This is a genomic window from Snodgrassella alvi, from assembly GCF_002777855.1.
GTDB lineage: Bacteria > Pseudomonadota > Gammaproteobacteria > Burkholderiales > Neisseriaceae > Snodgrassella > Snodgrassella alvi_E.
The window spans coordinates 267522-283878 of sequence record NZ_MEIK01000029.1 but is presented as its reverse complement, the minus strand read 5'-3'; the positions used below and the strand labels follow the sequence as shown (position 1 = coordinate 283878).

Genomic DNA, 16357 nt, shown 5'->3' with positions numbered 1-16357 from the left:
GCTGAGCGAAACCACCGCACAAGGCACCCTTAGCCATCAGTACGACCAACTGGGCAACCGCATCGCCACCACCTTGCCCGATGGTCGTACCCTCAACAACCTCTATTACGGTTCCGGCCATCTGCACCAAATCAACCTAGACGGCACCACCATCACCGACATCGAACGCGACCGCCTACATCGCGAAGTCCTGCGTAGCCAGGGACAACTGAACACCGAATTCAGATACGACCGCAACAGCCGCCTGCAACACAAACAGACCCGACGTGGCCACAACACCATCCTGCCCGACATCCTCACCGACCGCCGCTACCAGTACGACAACCTCGACCGGCTGGTGAGTAAAAAACATACTCAGCAAGGACAGACCGATTACCACTATGACCGCACCGGCCGCATCGAAAGCTGCCGCAACCAGGCCTACTGGGAAACCCTGCAATACGATGCCGCTGCCAACCTACTGGATAAAAGACGCAACCAAGACAGCAGTACCGACAACCAAAACCTGGTCCGCTTTAACCAACTACTCCACTTCCGCGGCCTGCAATACACCTACGACGCACATGGGCGTACCCACAGCAAACAGACCGCCAGCGGTACCCAGTATTACCACTACGATGCCGAACACCGCCTGACCGAAGTTCGTATCGAAAAATTAAACTGTACCGAACGCTACGGCTATGTCTACGATGCCTTAGGCCGACGTATCGAAAAGCACCAGATAGACCGGGCGGGCAAAGCCTGCAACCGTACCCACTTTCTGTGGGACGGACTAAGAATGATTCAGGAAACCCGTACTGACAGAAGCAAAAGCGTCTATATCTACACTGATGAAAGCGGCTATGAACCCTTAGCCAGAGTAGAGACCACCACCGGTACAGAACAAAAGGTGCTGTACTACCACACCGATGTTAACGGTGCCCCGGAAGAACTCACTGATGAAGCTGGTAACATCTTGTGGGAATGTAGCTATCAGCTGTGGGGCAAACCGATACAGGAAATCGAACACAGCCAGATACAACAGAACCTAAGGTATCAGGGACAGTATTTAGACAGAGAAACGGGCTTACATTACAATACTTTCAGGTACTATGACCCTGATATAGGCAGATTCACGCAGCCGGACCCGATTGGGCTGTTGGGTGGGTTTAATCTGTATCAGTATGCGCCTAATGGGTTGACTTGGATTGATCCGTGGGGACTAACAACGGAAAAAATAAAACTTAATTCAAATGAGATTCTTGTTAACCCTAAAGATATTAATTTTTCTCAGAAAACTATTAATAGTGCTTTTGATACACCTGAAGGTAAACGAAATATACAATCTGTAATAAATGATGTACGTAAAGGAAATATAAAAGTTACAGATTTTACAGCAATAAGGGTTATCAATGTTAAAGGACAATTAGTGGTAAGGGATGGTAACAGTCGTTTAACTATTGCTCATCAAGCAAAAGCTAAGCAAATAAAAGTAATCATTGAAACAGATATTGATACTTTGAAAGATTTCAACAGTAGACTTAAAAAAAATGGTTTACCTAAAAAAGGGACTGGTAAAATTCCAATTTGCAAATGAAAGATAAATATTATGAAAAAAGATATGGCATATGCAATAGAGCTTCCTTATTGGCAGGCTCCAAATGATGATATTGTTTTAAAATCAAAAGGAGATTCATTAACTGCTTTTTTTAAAATATGGAATTCTTCTTCTGCTAAATATTCTGTATTTACTGGAATATTAGATTTTTCTTATGTTTGGGCCATGAGATACGAACGTAATAAAAAATTAAGCTATTATATTCCTCGTGAAGACGATAATTTTCACGCTTGCTATTGGATTGTCAAAGATTCATCCTGGCTAGAAAATTTGAAGATTGAAAGAAGTTCTTTTTTTCCTGAATGGAATAAATATGATTTTGGAGACTATTATCATTATATTATCCAAAGTGATTCATTTTATGTTGAGATTATTGCTAAAGATTTAAAAATATCAAGAAAAAAATTAACAGGTATTTTTTAAAAGATCATGTAGACTAGATAATATATCTATACTCCAGAAAGAATTAATTTTAGCATAACTAATTTTCATTGATGAAATTTGAATATAAAATTAAACAATTATTTTAAAAAAACTGACCATTCAGTATCGCACAATTATATAGGAATGCAGCTTTCAACAATGAGGCAAACCAATTCAAGAAATCGAATACAGCCAGATACAACAGAACCTAAGGTATGAGGGACAGTATTTAGACAGAGAAACGGGCTCACATTACAATACTTTTAGGTACTATGACCCAGATATAGGCAGATTCACGCAGCCGGACCCGATTGGGCTCTTGGGTGGGTATAATCTGTATCAGTATGCGCCTAATGGGTTGACTTGGATTGATCCGTGGGGATTGACGGCCTGTAATACAACAATTTCATCAAGAAAATCTGCTTTGGGAGCAGCTAAAAGAGAAACAGGATTGGCTATGAATCAACATCCGATAGTAGTTAAGAAAGTTCCTTTAACTGATAGAAAAGGTCATTTAGTTATGGATGATAATTATAGACCATTAGAATCAAGAAAGTATCATTTTGTACAACATAATGGTTCAAAAGTCGTAATTCAGGAGCATTTTGCAGGACATATATATGGACTTAAAGGAACTCCAGGAAACCAAGGGTCACATTTCAATATAAGGCCTTTGACTCTGAAACAGGAAATGGCACAAGAAACGGCTCTATCAAAAATACATTAGGTCATTATGAATTTCCAAAAGGATTTTAAATATGTGGTTAGATCATTTACAAGGACGCGAAAAAATTAAATTTATGTTTAACGATGAATTATCTCTTGATGATTCAGAGTTTGAAAATTTACTATTTTACGATTTATCTAAAGTTAGATTATGTTTTAAAGTAAAAAACATACCAAAAAAAACTCCTAAAAAATGGAAACAAATAAAGTTTAACGGTATATCAATAACTTTGGAACTAATAGCTATAAACAACTTGATTTTAAATGGAAACCGTGTCGGTTTCATATGTTCTCCATTAATACATCAAGAAAATAATAAATTTATATTTACGATTACCAATAAAGAAGAATTTTTCTTTTCTTGTACCACCGATGTAATTTTTATTGATTCAATTTATCCCTATTGGGATCAGCGATGGAAATAATAGATTAAATTTTAGCTTTATTATTTATAATTTTGTATTTAATAAATAAATTATTCAAATATATTATTAATGAGTATAAATAAAAAATTTTAAATTATTAAAAATATTGAGGTAAAAACAGACCGCCAGCGGTACCCAGTATTACCACTATGATGCCGAACACCGCCTAATCGAAGTTCGTATCGAAAAATTAAACCGTACCGAACGCTACGGCTATGTCTACGATGCCTTAGGCCGACGTATCGAAAAACACCAGATAGACCGGGCGGGCAAAGCCTGCAACCGTACCCACTTTCTGTGGGACGGGCTGAGAATGATTCAGGAAACCCGTACTGACAGAAGCAAAAGCGTCTATATCTACACGGATGAAAGCGGCTATGAACCCTTAGCCAGAGTAGAGACCACCACCGGTACGGAACAGAAAGTGCTGTACTACCATACCGATGTCAACGGTGCCCCGGAAAAACTTACTGATGAAGACGGTCATATTGTATGGGCGTGCAGCTATCAGCTGTGGGGCAAGCCGATACAGGAAATCGAACACAGCCAGATACAACAGAACCTTAGGTATCAGGGGCAGTATTTAGACAGAGAAACGGGCTTACATTACAATACTTTCAGGTACTATGACCCTGATATAGGCAGATTCACGCAGCCGGACCCGATTGGGTTGCTGGGTGGGTTTAATCTGTATCAGTATGCGCCTAATGGGTTGACTTGGATTGATCCGTGGGGGTGGAAAGCCGAGGATGGATACTATCATGGGCCAAAACCAAAATATGAAAATCCAGGCCATCATGACCCTTCATCTGGTAATTTTAGAGGAGGTGGAACAAAAACATCAGTTTTACCAAGTGATGCAGAAAAACTATATGAACATGCAATACCAGACAAAGAAGGTAAACATTGGTATGCAATTGATAAAAATGAAGTTATTCATCGTTATGGTAATAGCAATAATGGGAGGGTTCATTGGAATGGAGATACATCACAAAATAGAGGTATTTTAGTACCTAAAGAAGTTAAAAATAGATTTAATCAAATGAAAAAAGATGGATTTTTCAAAAATAAACACAATAAAGGATGTTGATGGACTTTTTTTTTAAAATTAAAACTTTTCTTTCAAATGACCAAGAATATTTGTTTTGTAATTGTTGTTTTTTATGCAATAACTATGTTATTGGGGATTTTGATCAAACAGTATTAGCTGAGTCATTAAAATTATCATTTGATGATTTAATGATGAGATTATCCAATAGTAAATTAATTAAAGTTAAATATGATGAAATTGATATAGTATTCGATTTTCTTTTCGAAGACATAAATAACTCATGCTTACCCACTTTTATTGAATCATTTGATGGAGATTTTGGTATTTTTTGCTCCATAGATGAAGTAGAGTATTTGGTAGTAAAAAAATGGGGTAGTTCTAAATTAATTAGAATAAAAGTAAACAAAAAAGATTATATTAAAATTATTCAAAATGCTATTGATAAATTGAACAAAGAGATAATAAAAAATTAGTTTGAGAATAAAAAGTATATTTTTAAACTTTAAGGCAGACTTGGCTTTTACAAAAGATTTTACATACTAAGATATAAAAGAACCTAAGGTATCAGGGGCAGTATTTAGACAGAGAAACGGGCTTACATTACAATACTTTCAGGTACTATGACCCTGATATAGGCAGATTCACGCAGCCGGACCCGATTGGGTTGCTGGGTGGGTTTAATTTGTATCAGTATGCGCCTAATGGCTTGATGTGGGTTGATCCGTGGGGGTTGTGTAATGTAGCTAACAACTCAAAACTGAATAAAAAAATAAAAGAAGCACAATCAGGAAAAGATGTAAGTGTTAATTCATTTAAAGAAGCCGATCAAGTATTATATGGCGCTTTTAATAACACCCGAAAAGTTACCGAAGCCGAGAATAAATCGACAGACAAAACATCTAAACAAAAGAAAGAATTTAAACTTAGACCTTTAGAAAAAAACAAAACTGCTGTATACCATAAAGATTACCAATTTAATAAAAATGGTGTTTTATATGGACATGAGGGATTACCAGATGGCCATCCTCATAAAACAGTACCACATATTAATGTTTTAACACCAAATGGTGAAAAAATAACTATTTATATTGAGAGGTAATATGCAAAAAATTATCAGCTTTATTGAAAATGAAATTAATTCATTAAATGGAAATAATAAAGAATTATATTTAAAACTATATTTGTTAAAACAACTTACTGTTTATTTATCGCAAAATAAAATTGAAGGAAAAGTGGAAAAAATAATTCCACTAATAAACACGTATACAGGATATTCTGAATATAGAGTAATGAATGATTGTGAATCAGATAATAAAGAATTATGGATAGAATATATTTACGAAAATAATAAAATAAGATTAAATACAGGGGACATTTTAGTAAAAATGAAATATTCAAAATAATGTGAAAATTATATTATTATGAGTAATCCCTAACATAAAGATACCATCAAATTTTAATAAGAAATTTATATTAAAAAACAAAATATTATATAATTTATGATTACTACAATAACTTTTTTGGGCAATATCAACCGCCACTACTAAAACAGTTATCATAATATTTAGAACATTGTTGGCTGCTTACAACTTATTCCACTTCCGTGGCCTGTAATACATTTACGACGCACACGGCCGTACCCACTTCCTGTGGGACGGACTAAGAATGATTCAGGAAACCCGTACCGACAGAAGCAAAAGCGTCTATATCTACACTGATGAAAGCGGCTATGAACCCTTAGCCAGAGTGGAGACCACCACCGGTACGGAACAAAAAGTGCTGTACTACCACACCGATGTCAACGGTGCCCCAGAAGAACTCACTGATGAAGACGGCCACATTGTATGGGCATGCTGCTATCAGCTGTGGGGTAAATCTACGCAATTATTAAAGTACGCTTTGACAATATAAAAGCATCTTAGAAATTGGAAGTACATCAACATATTGAAATGTGTTGTCGCCTACTAATATGTTTAGATTAAAAATGGTGATTAATCCATAAAATATTTGCTCAATAAAAAATACTTGAATTAAAGTGAACTTGAAGTTTTATACTTAATCATCAAAACATTTCAAGATAAAAACCATGAATTCATCATTTAAACAAATCTTTCCACTAGGTGAAGAAAATATCAATTATGCTCAATATTTTATTGGTCAGAGCTATTTAGCTAATCTGGCTGCTATTGATGACAATATCGATGTAGACGTTAGCAATGTTACTTTCGAGCCTGGCTGCCACAACCATTGGCACAAGCATATGAATGGCTATCAAATTTTACTTGCTACTGCCGGTCAGGGTTGGTATCAAGAAGCAGGCAAACCGGCACAATTACTTAATCCTGGCGATGTAGTGGTTATTCATGCGGGAGTCAAACATTGGCATGGAGCAACGAAAGATAGTTGGTTCAGTCATGTGGCCATTACCAAAGGTCAAAGCGAATGGCTGGAACCCGTAGCAAGCAGCGATTACAACGCTCTGTAATTTTTAATCTACAGGAGTACGGCAATGAAAAAACAGACAGCAGGTCATGAACTTTTAGGCGAATTTGCACCTCAGTTTGCTCATTTTAATGATGATGTTTTATTTGGTGAAGTTTGGTCACGAGAACAACAATTACCAGCACATCAGCGCAGCATGATTACTATTGCAGCATTAATCAGTGCCGGTAATTTCGAGCAATTAAGTGCCCATCTGAATATTGGCAAACAAAATGGCATCACCAAAGATGAAATTGTTGAAATTATTACTCATCTGTCCTTTTATGTGGGCTGGCCGAAGGCTTGGTCTGCATTTAATCTAGCCAAGCAAATTTATCAAGACAATGAAAAATAATTTGCGCTAAACTTCAAATGTATTCAGGTATTTGATAATTTTGAAATTTTTCCCTGGTCAAACTTAAGCTCAGACACTATAGCTAATTTGCCAGCTAATATTTATATACCTGTCATTTAATCTTAACAAAACAGCAATCGGTGTTTGAGCACTAAACGGAACTAATCAAAGGAGTAAAACATGGCTGTTCAAAATAAAGTAGTCATCATAACCGGTGCATCATCAGGTATTGGCGCAGCAACTGCACGCTTACTAGCTCAAAACGGAGCAAAAGTCGTACTTGCTGCGCGCCGCGAATCACAACTTCAACAACTACAACAACAGATTACTCAGTCTGGCGGCGAGGCCGTTTATCAAGTTACAGATGTGCGCCAGCCGGTAGAGATGCATGCATTAGTTGAGCTGGCTAAAAAACATTTTCAGGGTGTAGATGTGATATTTAATAACGCCGGTATTATGCCCAACTCCCCTATCAGTGCTCTTCAGACAAACGATTGGAATAATATGATTGATATTAATCTGAAGGGTGTGCTAAATGGAATTGCTGCGGTCATGCCTATTTTCACGAAACAGAAATCTGGCCATATCATTACTACCTCTTCAATTGCTGGCTTGAAAAGCTTCATGGGCTGTGGTGTTTATGGCGCAACTAAATTTGCCGTACGTAATCTGATGGAAGTTATTCGGCAGGAAAGTGCCACTGAACAAACTAATATCCGTACTACTACTTTGTATCCTGCAGCGATCAACACAGAGCTGTTACAAAGTATTTCTGATGCAAATGTGCTGCAAAGTATGACTCAATTATACAATCAGGTTGGCATCAGCCCTGATGCCATTGCTCGTGCTGTTAACTTTGCCATTGAGCAGCCCGAAGATACCAATATTAGTGAGCTGACTATCTATCCAACTAAACAAGCTTAATCAAATTATCTGGAATACAATATTTGTAGTAAATACGAAAGCAAAAGCTTTATACTTTTGCTTTTTGCATATCAATTTAATTTGTTACTGCAGAAATCAACAATAATTACTGAATTAGTTTAACTTATTATTTAATAGTGCATTTTACAGATCAATACCGTATCAATAAGCTTTTAAAAAGTTTATAGTATTTTTATTACAATTAAATATTTGTTTACTGGTCTCAATGATTTCTTTTGATGTATCAGCTCTTATCATTAATTTATAAATGACATATACTTTGAAGTTTAAAACATTATACTGAGAAATATTTTCTCATGGTTGAACTTAAGTAATAGAAAAGCCCGAGCAATGCTCGGGCTTAAAACATTTTTTATTACAATCAGATTATTTATCTGATTATATCAATCAATGTTATTTTCGATGAGTGCGCAGGTAATCCAGAGTTTTCAGTTGAGCAATCGCCGCAGCTAAAGCCACATGAGCTTTGGCCAGTGAAACATCATCCTTGGCCTCATGGATACCGGATTCGGCTGCTTTTTTGGCTTCTTCGGCACGCTGCTGATCCATTTCTTCACTGCGAACGGCCACATCTGCCAAAAGCGTAAGCTTATTCGGCTGTACTTCCAGAACACCGCCTGATACTGCTACCAGAATTTCTTCTTTCTGGTCAGGTACGGTCAAACGAAGAGCACCAGGACGCACCAAGCTCATAATGGGTTCATGGCGAGGGTAAATACCTAGCTCACCTTCCAGAGTCGGCACAACTACAAAGCTGGCTTCACCTGAATAGATGTTTTCTTCGTTACTCACCACTTCCACTTGCATGGTACTCATCAAGCGCTCCTTAGTTTAGGGTTTTCGCTTTTTCAGCAGCTTCTTCAATATTGCCTACCATGTAAAAAGCTTGTTCAGGCAGGTGATCGTACTCACCATTCAGAATAGCTTTAAAGCCGGCAATGGTATCACGCAGTGAAACATATTTACCCGGCGCACCGGTAAACACTTCTGCTACGTGGAATGGCTGTGACAAAAAGCGCTGGATCTTACGTGCGCGGTTTACGGTTAGTTTGTCTTCATCAGACAATTCATCCATACCCAGAATCGCAATGATATCGTTCAACTCTTTGTATTTTTGCAAAGTAGTCTGTACACCACGTGCAACGTCATAATGTTCCTGACCAATTACAGCGGGGTCTAGCTGACGTGAAGTAGAGTCCAGCGGATCCACTGCCGGATAAATACCTAAAGAAGCAATATCACGGCTTAACACCACGGTTGCATCCAAGTGGGCAAATGTTGTGGCCGGAGAAGGGTCAGTCAGGTCATCTGCAGGTACATATACGGCTTGGATAGAAGTAATGGAGCCAGTTTTAGTAGAAGCAATTCGCTCCTGTAGACGACCCATTTCTTCAGCCAGTGTTGGCTGATAACCCACAGCAGACGGCATACGTCCTAGCAAAGCTGATACTTCAGTACCGGCCAGTGTGTAACGGTAAATGTTGTCGATGAACAGCAGTACGTCACGGCCTTTACCGTTTTCATCTTTTTCATCACGGAAGTATTCCGCCATGGTCAGACCAGTTAAAGCTACACGCAGACGGTTACCAGGTGGTTCGTTCATCTGACCATACACCATGGCCACTTTATCCAGTACGTTGGAGTCCTTCATCTCGTGATAGAAGTCATTACCTTCACGAGTACGTTCTCCTACACCGGCAAATACAGACAAACCACTGTGTGCTTTGGCAATGTTGTTAATCAGTTCCATCATGTTAACGGTTTTACCAACGCCGGCACCACCAAACAAACCAACTTTACCGCCTTTGGCAAATGGACACAGCAGGTCAATCACCTTGATACCCGTTTCCAGCAATTCAGTTGAGCTGGAAAGCTCATCAAATTTCGGTGCCTGTTGGTGAATGGAGCGGGTAGTACTGGTCTGAATTTCGCCAGCTTCATCCACCGGATGACCCAAAACGTCCATAATCCGACCCAACGTAGCTGTACCCACCGGTACAGTAATCGGTGCGCCGGTATTAACTACGGCCATACCGCGTTTCAGACCATCGGAAGTACCCATAGGGATGGTACGCACGATACCATCACCCAGTAACTGTTCAACTTCAAGAGTCAAATCAGTATCAACCAGTTTAAGAGCGTCATACACATTGGGTATGGAATCATGTGGGAATTCTACGTCCACTACCGCCCCAATAATTTGTACGATTTTGCCTTGGCTCATTATCGCATCCTAAGTTTATTTGACCTGTACTGCTTAAACAGCAGCAGCACCGGCCACAATTTCTGACAACTCTGTGGTAATCGCTGCCTGACGCGATTTGTTATACACCAGACGCAATTCTTTAATGGCATTGCTTGCATTATCGGTAGCAGCTTTCATCGCTACCATACGCGCAGCCTGCTCGGCAGCCATATTTTCAGATAAGGCCTGATAAACCACAGACTCTAAATAACGGCGGACTAAAAATTCCAGCACCTGTTGTGGCGAGGGTTCGTATACATATTCCCAGCTGTATTCCTTACTTTCAGATACCTGATCCAGAACATTCTGCCCGATGGGCAGCAGTGTTTCCAGACGCGGTTCCTGACGCATGGTATTGATAAAGCCGGCATAAACCAGATAAATGGCATCCAGTTTACCTTCTGCATAACGCTGAAAAATTTCCGTTAACGGACCCAGCAATGTAGCCACTCTAGGTGTATCACCTAGACCCACAGCACTGGCAATGACATTCAAACCCACTCGGTTACAGGCGGCCAGTCCTTTACTGCCGAGACATACAACTTCGGCCTCAAGCCCCTGCTGATTGCATTCTTGTACTTTACTGAAGAATGCTTTGAGGATATTGGCATTCAGACCACCACATAGTCCTTTATCAGTCGTAATTACAATAAATCCTACTCGCTTACTGTCATTATTACTGCGCAACAGCGGGACGTTGTGATTAGAATGGGTTTGTGCCAGATGGCTCATCACCAGACGAATTTTATCGGCATACGGACGCGCCTGACGCATCCGTTCCTGAGTCTTCCGCATTTTAGAGGTTGACACCATCTGCATCGCTTTAGTGATCTTTTGGGTATTTTGAACACTGCGAATTCGGGTGAGAATCTCTTTTCCTACTGCCATTTCAGACTCCTTTCAATGACACGTTTACGCCTGATAGCCGTAAGACGATTTGAAGGTCTTCATGGCGTTGTCCAATGCTTTGGCATTGTCATCGCTTAATGCACCGGTGGCATCGATGTCCTGTAATACATTTGGACACTGAGTACGCACATAGCCCAAAAATTCTGACTCAAAATTCAATGCCTTGGACACAGGAACATCATCATATGAGCCATTATTGATTGCCCACAGAGTTAGTGCCATTTCACCTGTACTCAACGTGCTGAACTGTTTCTGTTTCATCAGTTCAGTCACAACTTCACCATGACGCAACTGTTTGCGTGTTGCTTCGTCCAAATCAGAAGCAAACTGAGAAAACGCCGCAAGTTCTCGATACTGAGCCAATGCCAGACGAATACCACCACCCAGTTTTTTGATAACTTTAGTCTGAGCAGCACCACCTACGCGGGATACAGAGATACCAGCATTAATGGCCGGACGAATACCGGAGTTAAACAGATCGGTTTCTAGGAATATCTGCCCGTCAGTAATGGAAATTACATTGGTCGGTACAAATGCAGACACGTCACCAGCCTGTGTTTCAATAATTGGCAATGCAGTTAATGAACCGGTTTTGCCTTTTACTGCACCTTTGGTCAGCTCTTCTACTTCATGTGCGTTAATACGGGAAGCACGTTCTAGCAGACGTGAGTGCAGATAGAATACGTCACCCGGATAAGCTTCGCGGCCAGGTGGACGGCGCAATAGCAGGGAAATTTGACGATAGGCTACGGCCTGTTTGGACAAGTCATCATAGACAATCAGGGCATCTTCACCATTATCACGGAAGAATTCACCCATACTACAACCAGCATACGGAGCGATATATTGCAGCGCAGCTGCTTCAGAGGCAGTAGCTGCTACAATAATGGTATGATCCATCGCACCATGTTCTTCCAGTTTGCGCACTACACTAGCTATGGAAGAAGCTTTCTGCCCGATGGCTACGTATATACAGATTACGCCGGTATCTTTCTGGTTAACAATAGCATCCAGAGCCACGGCTGTTTTACCTGTCTGACGGTCACCGATAATTAATTCACGCTGTCCACGGCCAATAGGCACCATTGAATCAATGGCTTTCAGACCGGTTTGCATTGGCTGATCAACAGATTGACGTGCAATTACACCCGGAGCAATTTTTTCTACCGGAGCAGTATGTGTAGCATTAATCGGTCCCTTACCATCAATGGGGCGACCCAGTGCATCTACGACGCGTCCTACCAGCTCACGGCCTACTGGCACCTCCAGAATACGCCCAGTACAGGTAACTTCGTCACCTTCTTTAATGTGTTCGGATTCGCCCAGAATCACGGCACCTACAGAATCGCGCTCCAGGTTCATGGCGAGACCAAATGTATTGCCGGGAAACTCGAGCATTTCACCTTGCATCACGTCTGACAAGCCATGTACGCGCACAATCCCGTCAGTTACAGACATTACGGTACCACGGGTACGTAATTCTGTATCTACGTTCAGGTTTGCGATTTTAGCTTTAATCAAATCGCTAATTTCAGCAGGATTAAGCTGCATGAAAACTCTCCTAATTCATCAATGCCGTATGCAGGCTGTTTAATCTACCCTGCACCGACAAATCCAATACTCGGTCACCAACTTCTACTTTTATGCCACCAATTAATTCTGGGGCAACCACCTGATGCGCTTTCAACCGTGTGTTGAAATGGGCTTCCAGATCCACTACTACTTGTGCAAACTGCGCTTTATCAATAGGGTAAGCTGTGTATACGGTGGCTTCTTTTATGTCGTTAAGGGACAAAGCATAGTCTTGGAATAACGTATAAATTTCTGGCAAAACTGTTAAGCGTTTGTTCTGCGCCAGCACAAAAATGAAGTTTCTCAAATCTTCTGCGGGCGTAAAATCCACTAAAGACAGGATTTCTTTTGCCTTTTCAGTGTATTCGCATTCCGGCTCATCTATTAGTAACTGCACTTTCGGTTGCAGTATGATTTCAGCCAGTGTTTTCAGTTCGTCCAACCAAGACTCAATCTGATTCTGTTCTTGCGCCAGACTAAACAATGCCTTGGCATAAGGTCTGGCTATGGTTGCGAACTCAGCCATGGGATTACAGCTCCTGTTTCAGGTTCGCCAGTAAATCAGCGTGACGTGAAGGATTAACTTCACTGCGCAGGATAGATTCGGCACCTTTTACAACCAAATCTGCTACCTGCTGCCGCAGTGCTTCACGGGCCCGGTTAGCTTCCTGCTCTACATCAGCTTTTGCCTGAGCCATGATACGGGCAGCTTCTTCGGATGCCTGTGTTTTGGCATCCTCAACAATCTGCGCGGCACGCTTTTCCGCATTGGCCACCATTTCGGAGACCTGACTGCGACCCTCGGCCAAGATATCAGCAACACGTTTTTCCGCCTGAGCAAAATCGTTTTTTCCACGTTCGGCAGCAGCCAAACCTTCGGCAATTTTGTCGGCACGGGCATCAAGTACTTTGACGATGGGTGGCCATACGAATTTCATCGTAAATAGCACAAACATGACAAAAACAAGTACTTGTGCAATTAGGGTTGCGTTGATATTCACGATTAAACCTTTAGAATTTGTGTTTATTAATTAATACAGTTAACAACCAGCAAATCTAAGTTTATCAGCCGCCGATTTTGGCGAAGTACAAGAATGATACGCCTAGAGAGATAATGAACGCAGCATCAATCATACCCATGATAATGAAGAATTTACCCAGCAATGAGTTCATTAATTCTGGCTGACGGGCAGAAGATTCCATGTATTTTGCGCCCAGCATACCGATACCGATAGATGCACCCATGGCAGAAATACCAATCATCAAACCACAAGCGATAGCGATTAAACCACCCATTTACTTCACTCCTTAAATAAAAGAAAAGAATACTACAATAAATAAATTACCCTTAATGGGAATCGTGAGCCTGACCCAAATATACAAAGGTCAGCACCATAAAGAGATATGCCTGTAAAGCAATGACCAAAATGTGGAATATGGCCCAAGCCAAACCTGCAACAATCTGGAGAATGAATAAAACCACATCGCTTACGCCTGCAGCACCGGACATACCCCAGGCACCACCCATTAGAGCGATCACCATAAATAAAATTTCACCGGCATACATGTTACCAAATAGTCGCATACCATGAGACAGGGTCTTGGAGAAAAATTCGATGATATTCATCAGAAAATTAGGGATGAACAACCAAATTTTGTTACCAAACGGTGCACTGAATAATTCGTGTATCCAGCCACCCAATCCTTTGATTTTGATATTGTAAACGATACACAGAAACAAAACAGATATCGCCATTGCCATGGTGGTATTCAGGTCAGCCGTGGGAACAACGCGCAGAAACGCATGATGATCACCCGTAGCATGCTGCCATGCCCAAGGCAACAAATCTACAGGTAGCAGATCCATAATATTCATGAAGAGAATCCACATGAATACAGTTAAGCCCAGAGGAGCAATGGTTTTTCGGGATTTCTCATTGTGAACCATATCTTTGCAGATACCACCCACAAATTCAATTAGTAGTTCGACGGCGGCTTGAAAACGGGTAGGTACACCTACTCTCATACGACGAGCTGCTACAAACAGAATAGCTGAGGCGATGATGCCAGTCAGTATGGAAAAAAATAAGGTATCCAGATTAAGAAACGAGAAATCAACCATATTGGTCTGGTAATCTGGTGATTTCTGAGTGTAATTGATTAAGTGATGGCTGATATATTCGCCCGGAGTCATCTCTGTGCCGCTCATAGTAACAATCTTTTTCTAAATGTGAACAATCCAGCCTGACTGACCAGTATAAGTCCTGTCAGGAAAGCAAACCAGTTAACTGCGGAATAGCACACGTAAGCCAGCAACATCATTAGGCATATCATGAGAATTTTGCTGATTTCGGCCATTAATAGTGTTGCCGGTAATAGCGCCGGTAATTTTTTTGCGGCGATGACGGTTAGCATCGCCAATAATGTAGGTATTAGGTAACTTAGTCCACCCAATACTGCCGACCAGATAGCAGAATATTTCCACAACCATGCGGACACACAAACTGCGGCAAACAACATGACTGTTTGCCAGAACATGATCCACTTCATTCTGTTACCTTAAAAAAACACTGCGGTAAGCTGCGCTAATATAATCAACTAATACTATATCGTCAAGTAATTTTGTGAAATTTTGTTAAATAAATTTCAGCTAATTTATTAATTTTTCTATATATTTCTTTAACATTGCCGAATTTGATAACTGAATTAAACAATTTTGCCACAATTAATCTGTGATTGCAGGATTTATTCCAGTCCCATTTTTTGTAATAAATGACTCAAGGTTTCGGGATTATCAAATTGTAAGATGATACGGCCGCTGCGCTGGTTGCGGCTTTGTACTTTGACTGGTACGCTAAAACGTTGCTCCAGTGCAGCTTCTATTGATTGAACTTCGCTGCTTTTTTCAGCCAAATGGGGAGAGGCGGTTTCTGGTTTGGCCTGAACTTGCTGGCAACGGCGCTCCACTTCGCGCACTGACCAGCCATTCTGAGCTGCTTTCTGAGCCAGATCAATCTGCTGGATAACAGGTAAAGTCAATAAGGCACGGGCATGACCCATTTCTAACTGCCGGCTGTACATTAAGTCTTGTACTGGTTGCGGCAGATTGAGTAAGCGCAGACTATTGGAAATGCTGCTGCGGCTGCGTCCTACAGCTTTGGCCACTGTTTCATGAGTGAGTCCAAATTCATCTACCAATCGCTTCAGACCTTGTGCTTCTTCAATCGGATTGAGATTTTCGCGCTGAATGTTTTCAATGAGTCCCATTGCCAGTGCTGCTTCGTCAGAAATGCTTTTGACGACTACTGGAATTTCCGCCAGTTCGGCTAGACGGGCAGCTCGCCAGCGGCGTTCGCCGGCAATCAGCTCATATTGCTGTAGTCCCATTTCCCGTACAATCACTGGCTGAATGACACCTTGCGCGCGTATGGATTCTGCCAGCTCTTGCAATGATTCGTCATCAATTTGAGTACGTGGTTGATAACGTCCGGGAATAATATCGCTAATTGCAACTTTGGTTAAACGGTCGCCACCGGTGATATCACTGCCGGAACCAAGTAGGGCGTCTAGCCCTGCACCCAAACCTTTTGCTTTAACCATGTATCGCTCTTTAATTTATTGGTTGACA

22 protein-coding genes and 1 pseudogene are annotated in these 16357 nt (G+C 40.9%); 13 read left to right on the top strand and 10 right to left on the bottom strand.

Translation table 11 applies throughout. The features are described 5' to 3' along the window. The 13 genes and pseudogenes from BHC43_RS05245 to BHC43_RS05190 form a co-directional block, all read left to right on the top strand. Positions 1 to 1576 (top strand): RHS repeat-associated core domain-containing protein (locus tag BHC43_RS05245; protein WP_144078739.1); only part of this gene is annotated, 1576 nt, incomplete at its 5' end. A 12-nt stretch (positions 1577 to 1588) separates the two neighbouring features. Then, positions 1589 to 2020, top strand: a complete 432-nt coding sequence (locus BHC43_RS05240; protein WP_100156710.1) for a hypothetical protein — start codon at positions 1589 to 1591, stop codon at positions 2018 to 2020. A gap of 172 nt (positions 2021 to 2192) precedes the next feature. Next, on the top strand, positions 2193 to 2747 hold the full coding sequence (locus BHC43_RS05235; protein WP_306807696.1) for an RHS repeat-associated core domain-containing protein: 555 nt from the start codon (positions 2193 to 2195) through the stop codon (positions 2745 to 2747). Positions 2748 to 2778: 31 nt separating this feature from the next. Continuing rightward, positions 2779 to 3171 (top strand): Imm50 family immunity protein, encoded by a 393-nt coding sequence (locus tag BHC43_RS05230; protein ID WP_100156708.1) that lies wholly within the window; start codon positions 2779 to 2781, stop codon positions 3169 to 3171. A 313-nt stretch (positions 3172 to 3484) separates the two neighbouring features. Then, positions 3485 to 4261, top strand: coding sequence for an RHS repeat domain-containing protein (locus BHC43_RS05225; RefSeq protein WP_218966467.1), 777 nt, complete (start codon positions 3485 to 3487; stop codon positions 4259 to 4261). Beyond that, complete coding sequence (locus BHC43_RS05220; protein WP_100156706.1) at positions 4261 to 4695, top strand: hypothetical protein; 435 nt, start codon at positions 4261 to 4263, stop codon at positions 4693 to 4695. The genes BHC43_RS05225 and BHC43_RS05220 overlap by 1 nt, the downstream gene beginning before the upstream one ends. A 140-nt stretch (positions 4696 to 4835) precedes the next feature. Next, a pseudogene (locus BHC43_RS10990) lies at positions 4836 to 4895 on the top strand (hypothetical protein); the annotation flags it as partial. Positions 4896 to 4904: 9 nt separating this feature from the next. Continuing rightward, a complete protein-coding gene (locus tag BHC43_RS10805; RefSeq protein WP_373885632.1) occupies positions 4905 to 5321 on the top strand; it encodes a hypothetical protein in 417 nt (138 codons plus the stop codon). A gap of 1 nt (position 5322) precedes the next feature. Beyond that, positions 5323 to 5625, top strand: a complete 303-nt coding sequence (locus tag BHC43_RS05210) for a hypothetical protein (protein ID WP_100140250.1) — start codon at positions 5323 to 5325, stop codon at positions 5623 to 5625. A 262-nt stretch (positions 5626 to 5887) separates the two neighbouring features. After that, positions 5888 to 6133, top strand: a complete 246-nt coding sequence (locus tag BHC43_RS05205; protein ID WP_100156705.1) for an RHS domain-containing protein — start codon at positions 5888 to 5890, stop codon at positions 6131 to 6133. Between the two features lie 175 nt (positions 6134 to 6308). After that, positions 6309 to 6707: a cupin domain-containing protein gene (locus tag BHC43_RS05200; protein ID WP_100156704.1), complete on the top strand. Its 399-nt coding sequence runs from the start codon at positions 6309 to 6311 to the stop codon at positions 6705 to 6707. Positions 6708 to 6731: 24 nt separating this feature from the next. Beyond that, entirely contained in the window at positions 6732 to 7058 is a 327-nt protein-coding gene (locus tag BHC43_RS05195) for a carboxymuconolactone decarboxylase family protein (protein WP_100156703.1), read from the top strand. 180 nt (positions 7059 to 7238) lie between these two features. Continuing rightward, complete coding sequence (locus tag BHC43_RS05190; RefSeq protein WP_100156702.1) at positions 7239 to 7982, top strand: SDR family oxidoreductase; 744 nt, start codon at positions 7239 to 7241, stop codon at positions 7980 to 7982. A gap of 414 nt (positions 7983 to 8396) precedes the next feature. Here the strand turns inward: BHC43_RS05190 and BHC43_RS05185 are convergent, their stop codons facing one another. The 10 genes from BHC43_RS05185 to BHC43_RS05140 all read right to left on the bottom strand — a co-directional run bounded on the left by BHC43_RS05185 (position 8397) and on the right by BHC43_RS05140 (position 16329). Beyond that, the gene (locus BHC43_RS05185) at positions 8397 to 8819 is read right to left on the bottom strand and encodes a F0F1 ATP synthase subunit epsilon (RefSeq protein ID WP_100156701.1); all 423 of its coding nucleotides are present in this window, start codon (positions 8817 to 8819) and stop codon (positions 8397 to 8399) included. Between the two features lie 10 nt (positions 8820 to 8829). After that, a complete protein-coding gene (gene atpD, locus BHC43_RS05180) occupies positions 8830 to 10227 on the bottom strand; it encodes a F0F1 ATP synthase subunit beta (protein ID WP_100100496.1) in 1398 nt (465 codons plus the stop codon). A gap of 33 nt (positions 10228 to 10260) precedes the next feature. Beyond that, positions 10261 to 11136 carry a F0F1 ATP synthase subunit gamma gene (atpG, locus tag BHC43_RS05175; protein WP_100141186.1) on the bottom strand — a complete coding sequence of 292 codons (876 nt, stop codon included), beginning with the start codon at positions 11134 to 11136 and terminating at the stop codon, positions 10261 to 10263. A gap of 24 nt (positions 11137 to 11160) precedes the next feature. Further along, positions 11161 to 12708, bottom strand: a complete 1548-nt coding sequence (gene atpA, locus BHC43_RS05170; protein ID WP_100151587.1) for a F0F1 ATP synthase subunit alpha — start codon at positions 12706 to 12708, stop codon at positions 11161 to 11163. A gap of 10 nt (positions 12709 to 12718) precedes the next feature. Then, a complete protein-coding gene (locus BHC43_RS05165) occupies positions 12719 to 13255 on the bottom strand; it encodes a F0F1 ATP synthase subunit delta (protein WP_100141184.1) in 537 nt (178 codons plus the stop codon). A 4-nt stretch (positions 13256 to 13259) separates the two neighbouring features. Continuing rightward, a complete protein-coding gene (locus BHC43_RS05160) occupies positions 13260 to 13730 on the bottom strand; it encodes a F0F1 ATP synthase subunit B (protein WP_025331626.1) in 471 nt (156 codons plus the stop codon). Between the two features lie 64 nt (positions 13731 to 13794). Continuing rightward, the gene (atpE, locus tag BHC43_RS05155) at positions 13795 to 14025 is read right to left on the bottom strand and encodes a F0F1 ATP synthase subunit C (RefSeq protein ID WP_025331627.1); all 231 of its coding nucleotides are present in this window, start codon (positions 14023 to 14025) and stop codon (positions 13795 to 13797) included. Positions 14026 to 14077: 52 nt separating this feature from the next. Next, entirely contained in the window at positions 14078 to 14938 is an 861-nt protein-coding gene (gene atpB, locus BHC43_RS05150) for a F0F1 ATP synthase subunit A (RefSeq protein ID WP_100141183.1), read from the bottom strand. After that, positions 14935 to 15279, bottom strand: coding sequence for an ATP synthase subunit I (locus tag BHC43_RS05145; protein ID WP_100156700.1), 345 nt, complete (start codon positions 15277 to 15279; stop codon positions 14935 to 14937). Before BHC43_RS05145 ends, atpB begins: the two co-directional genes overlap by 4 nt. A 195-nt stretch (positions 15280 to 15474) precedes the next feature. Next, entirely contained in the window at positions 15475 to 16329 is an 855-nt protein-coding gene (locus BHC43_RS05140) for a ParB/RepB/Spo0J family partition protein (RefSeq protein ID WP_100156699.1), read from the bottom strand. Between the last annotated feature and the right edge of the window lie 28 nt (positions 16330 to 16357).

Coding starts and splice junctions, on each gene's coding strand:
- BHC43_RS05240 (WP_100156710.1), top strand. CDS start 1,589: ATGAAAAAAGATATGGCATATGCAATAGAGCTTCCTTATTGGCAGGCT.
- BHC43_RS05230 (WP_100156708.1), top strand. CDS start 2,779: ATGTGGTTAGATCATTTACAAGGACGCGAAAAAATTAAATTTATGTTT.
- BHC43_RS05225 (WP_218966467.1), top strand. CDS start 3,485: ATGATTCAGGAAACCCGTACTGACAGAAGCAAAAGCGTCTATATCTAC.
- BHC43_RS05220 (WP_100156706.1), top strand. CDS start 4,261: ATGGACTTTTTTTTTAAAATTAAAACTTTTCTTTCAAATGACCAAGAA.
- BHC43_RS05210 (WP_100140250.1), top strand. CDS start 5,323: ATGCAAAAAATTATCAGCTTTATTGAAAATGAAATTAATTCATTAAAT.
- BHC43_RS05205 (WP_100156705.1), top strand. CDS start 5,888: ATGATTCAGGAAACCCGTACCGACAGAAGCAAAAGCGTCTATATCTAC.
- BHC43_RS05200 (WP_100156704.1), top strand. CDS start 6,309: ATGAATTCATCATTTAAACAAATCTTTCCACTAGGTGAAGAAAATATC.
- BHC43_RS05195 (WP_100156703.1), top strand. CDS start 6,732: ATGAAAAAACAGACAGCAGGTCATGAACTTTTAGGCGAATTTGCACCT.
- BHC43_RS05190 (WP_100156702.1), top strand. CDS start 7,239: ATGGCTGTTCAAAATAAAGTAGTCATCATAACCGGTGCATCATCAGGT.
- BHC43_RS05185 (WP_100156701.1), bottom strand. CDS start 8,819: ATGAGTACCATGCAAGTGGAAGTGGTGAGTAACGAAGAAAACATCTAT.
- atpD (WP_100100496.1), bottom strand. CDS start 10,227: ATGAGCCAAGGCAAAATCGTACAAATTATTGGGGCGGTAGTGGACGTA.
- atpG (WP_100141186.1), bottom strand. CDS start 11,136: ATGGCAGTAGGAAAAGAGATTCTCACCCGAATTCGCAGTGTTCAAAAT.
- atpA (WP_100151587.1), bottom strand. CDS start 12,708: ATGCAGCTTAATCCTGCTGAAATTAGCGATTTGATTAAAGCTAAAATC.
- BHC43_RS05165 (WP_100141184.1), bottom strand. CDS start 13,255: ATGGCTGAGTTCGCAACCATAGCCAGACCTTATGCCAAGGCATTGTTT.
- atpE (WP_025331627.1), bottom strand. CDS start 14,025: ATGGGTGGTTTAATCGCTATCGCTTGTGGTTTGATGATTGGTATTTCT.
- atpB (WP_100141183.1), bottom strand. CDS start 14,938: ATGAGCGGCACAGAGATGACTCCGGGCGAATATATCAGCCATCACTTA.
- BHC43_RS05145 (WP_100156700.1), bottom strand. CDS start 15,279: ATGAAGTGGATCATGTTCTGGCAAACAGTCATGTTGTTTGCCGCAGTT.
- BHC43_RS05140 (WP_100156699.1), bottom strand. CDS start 16,329: ATGGTTAAAGCAAAAGGTTTGGGTGCAGGGCTAGACGCCCTACTTGGT.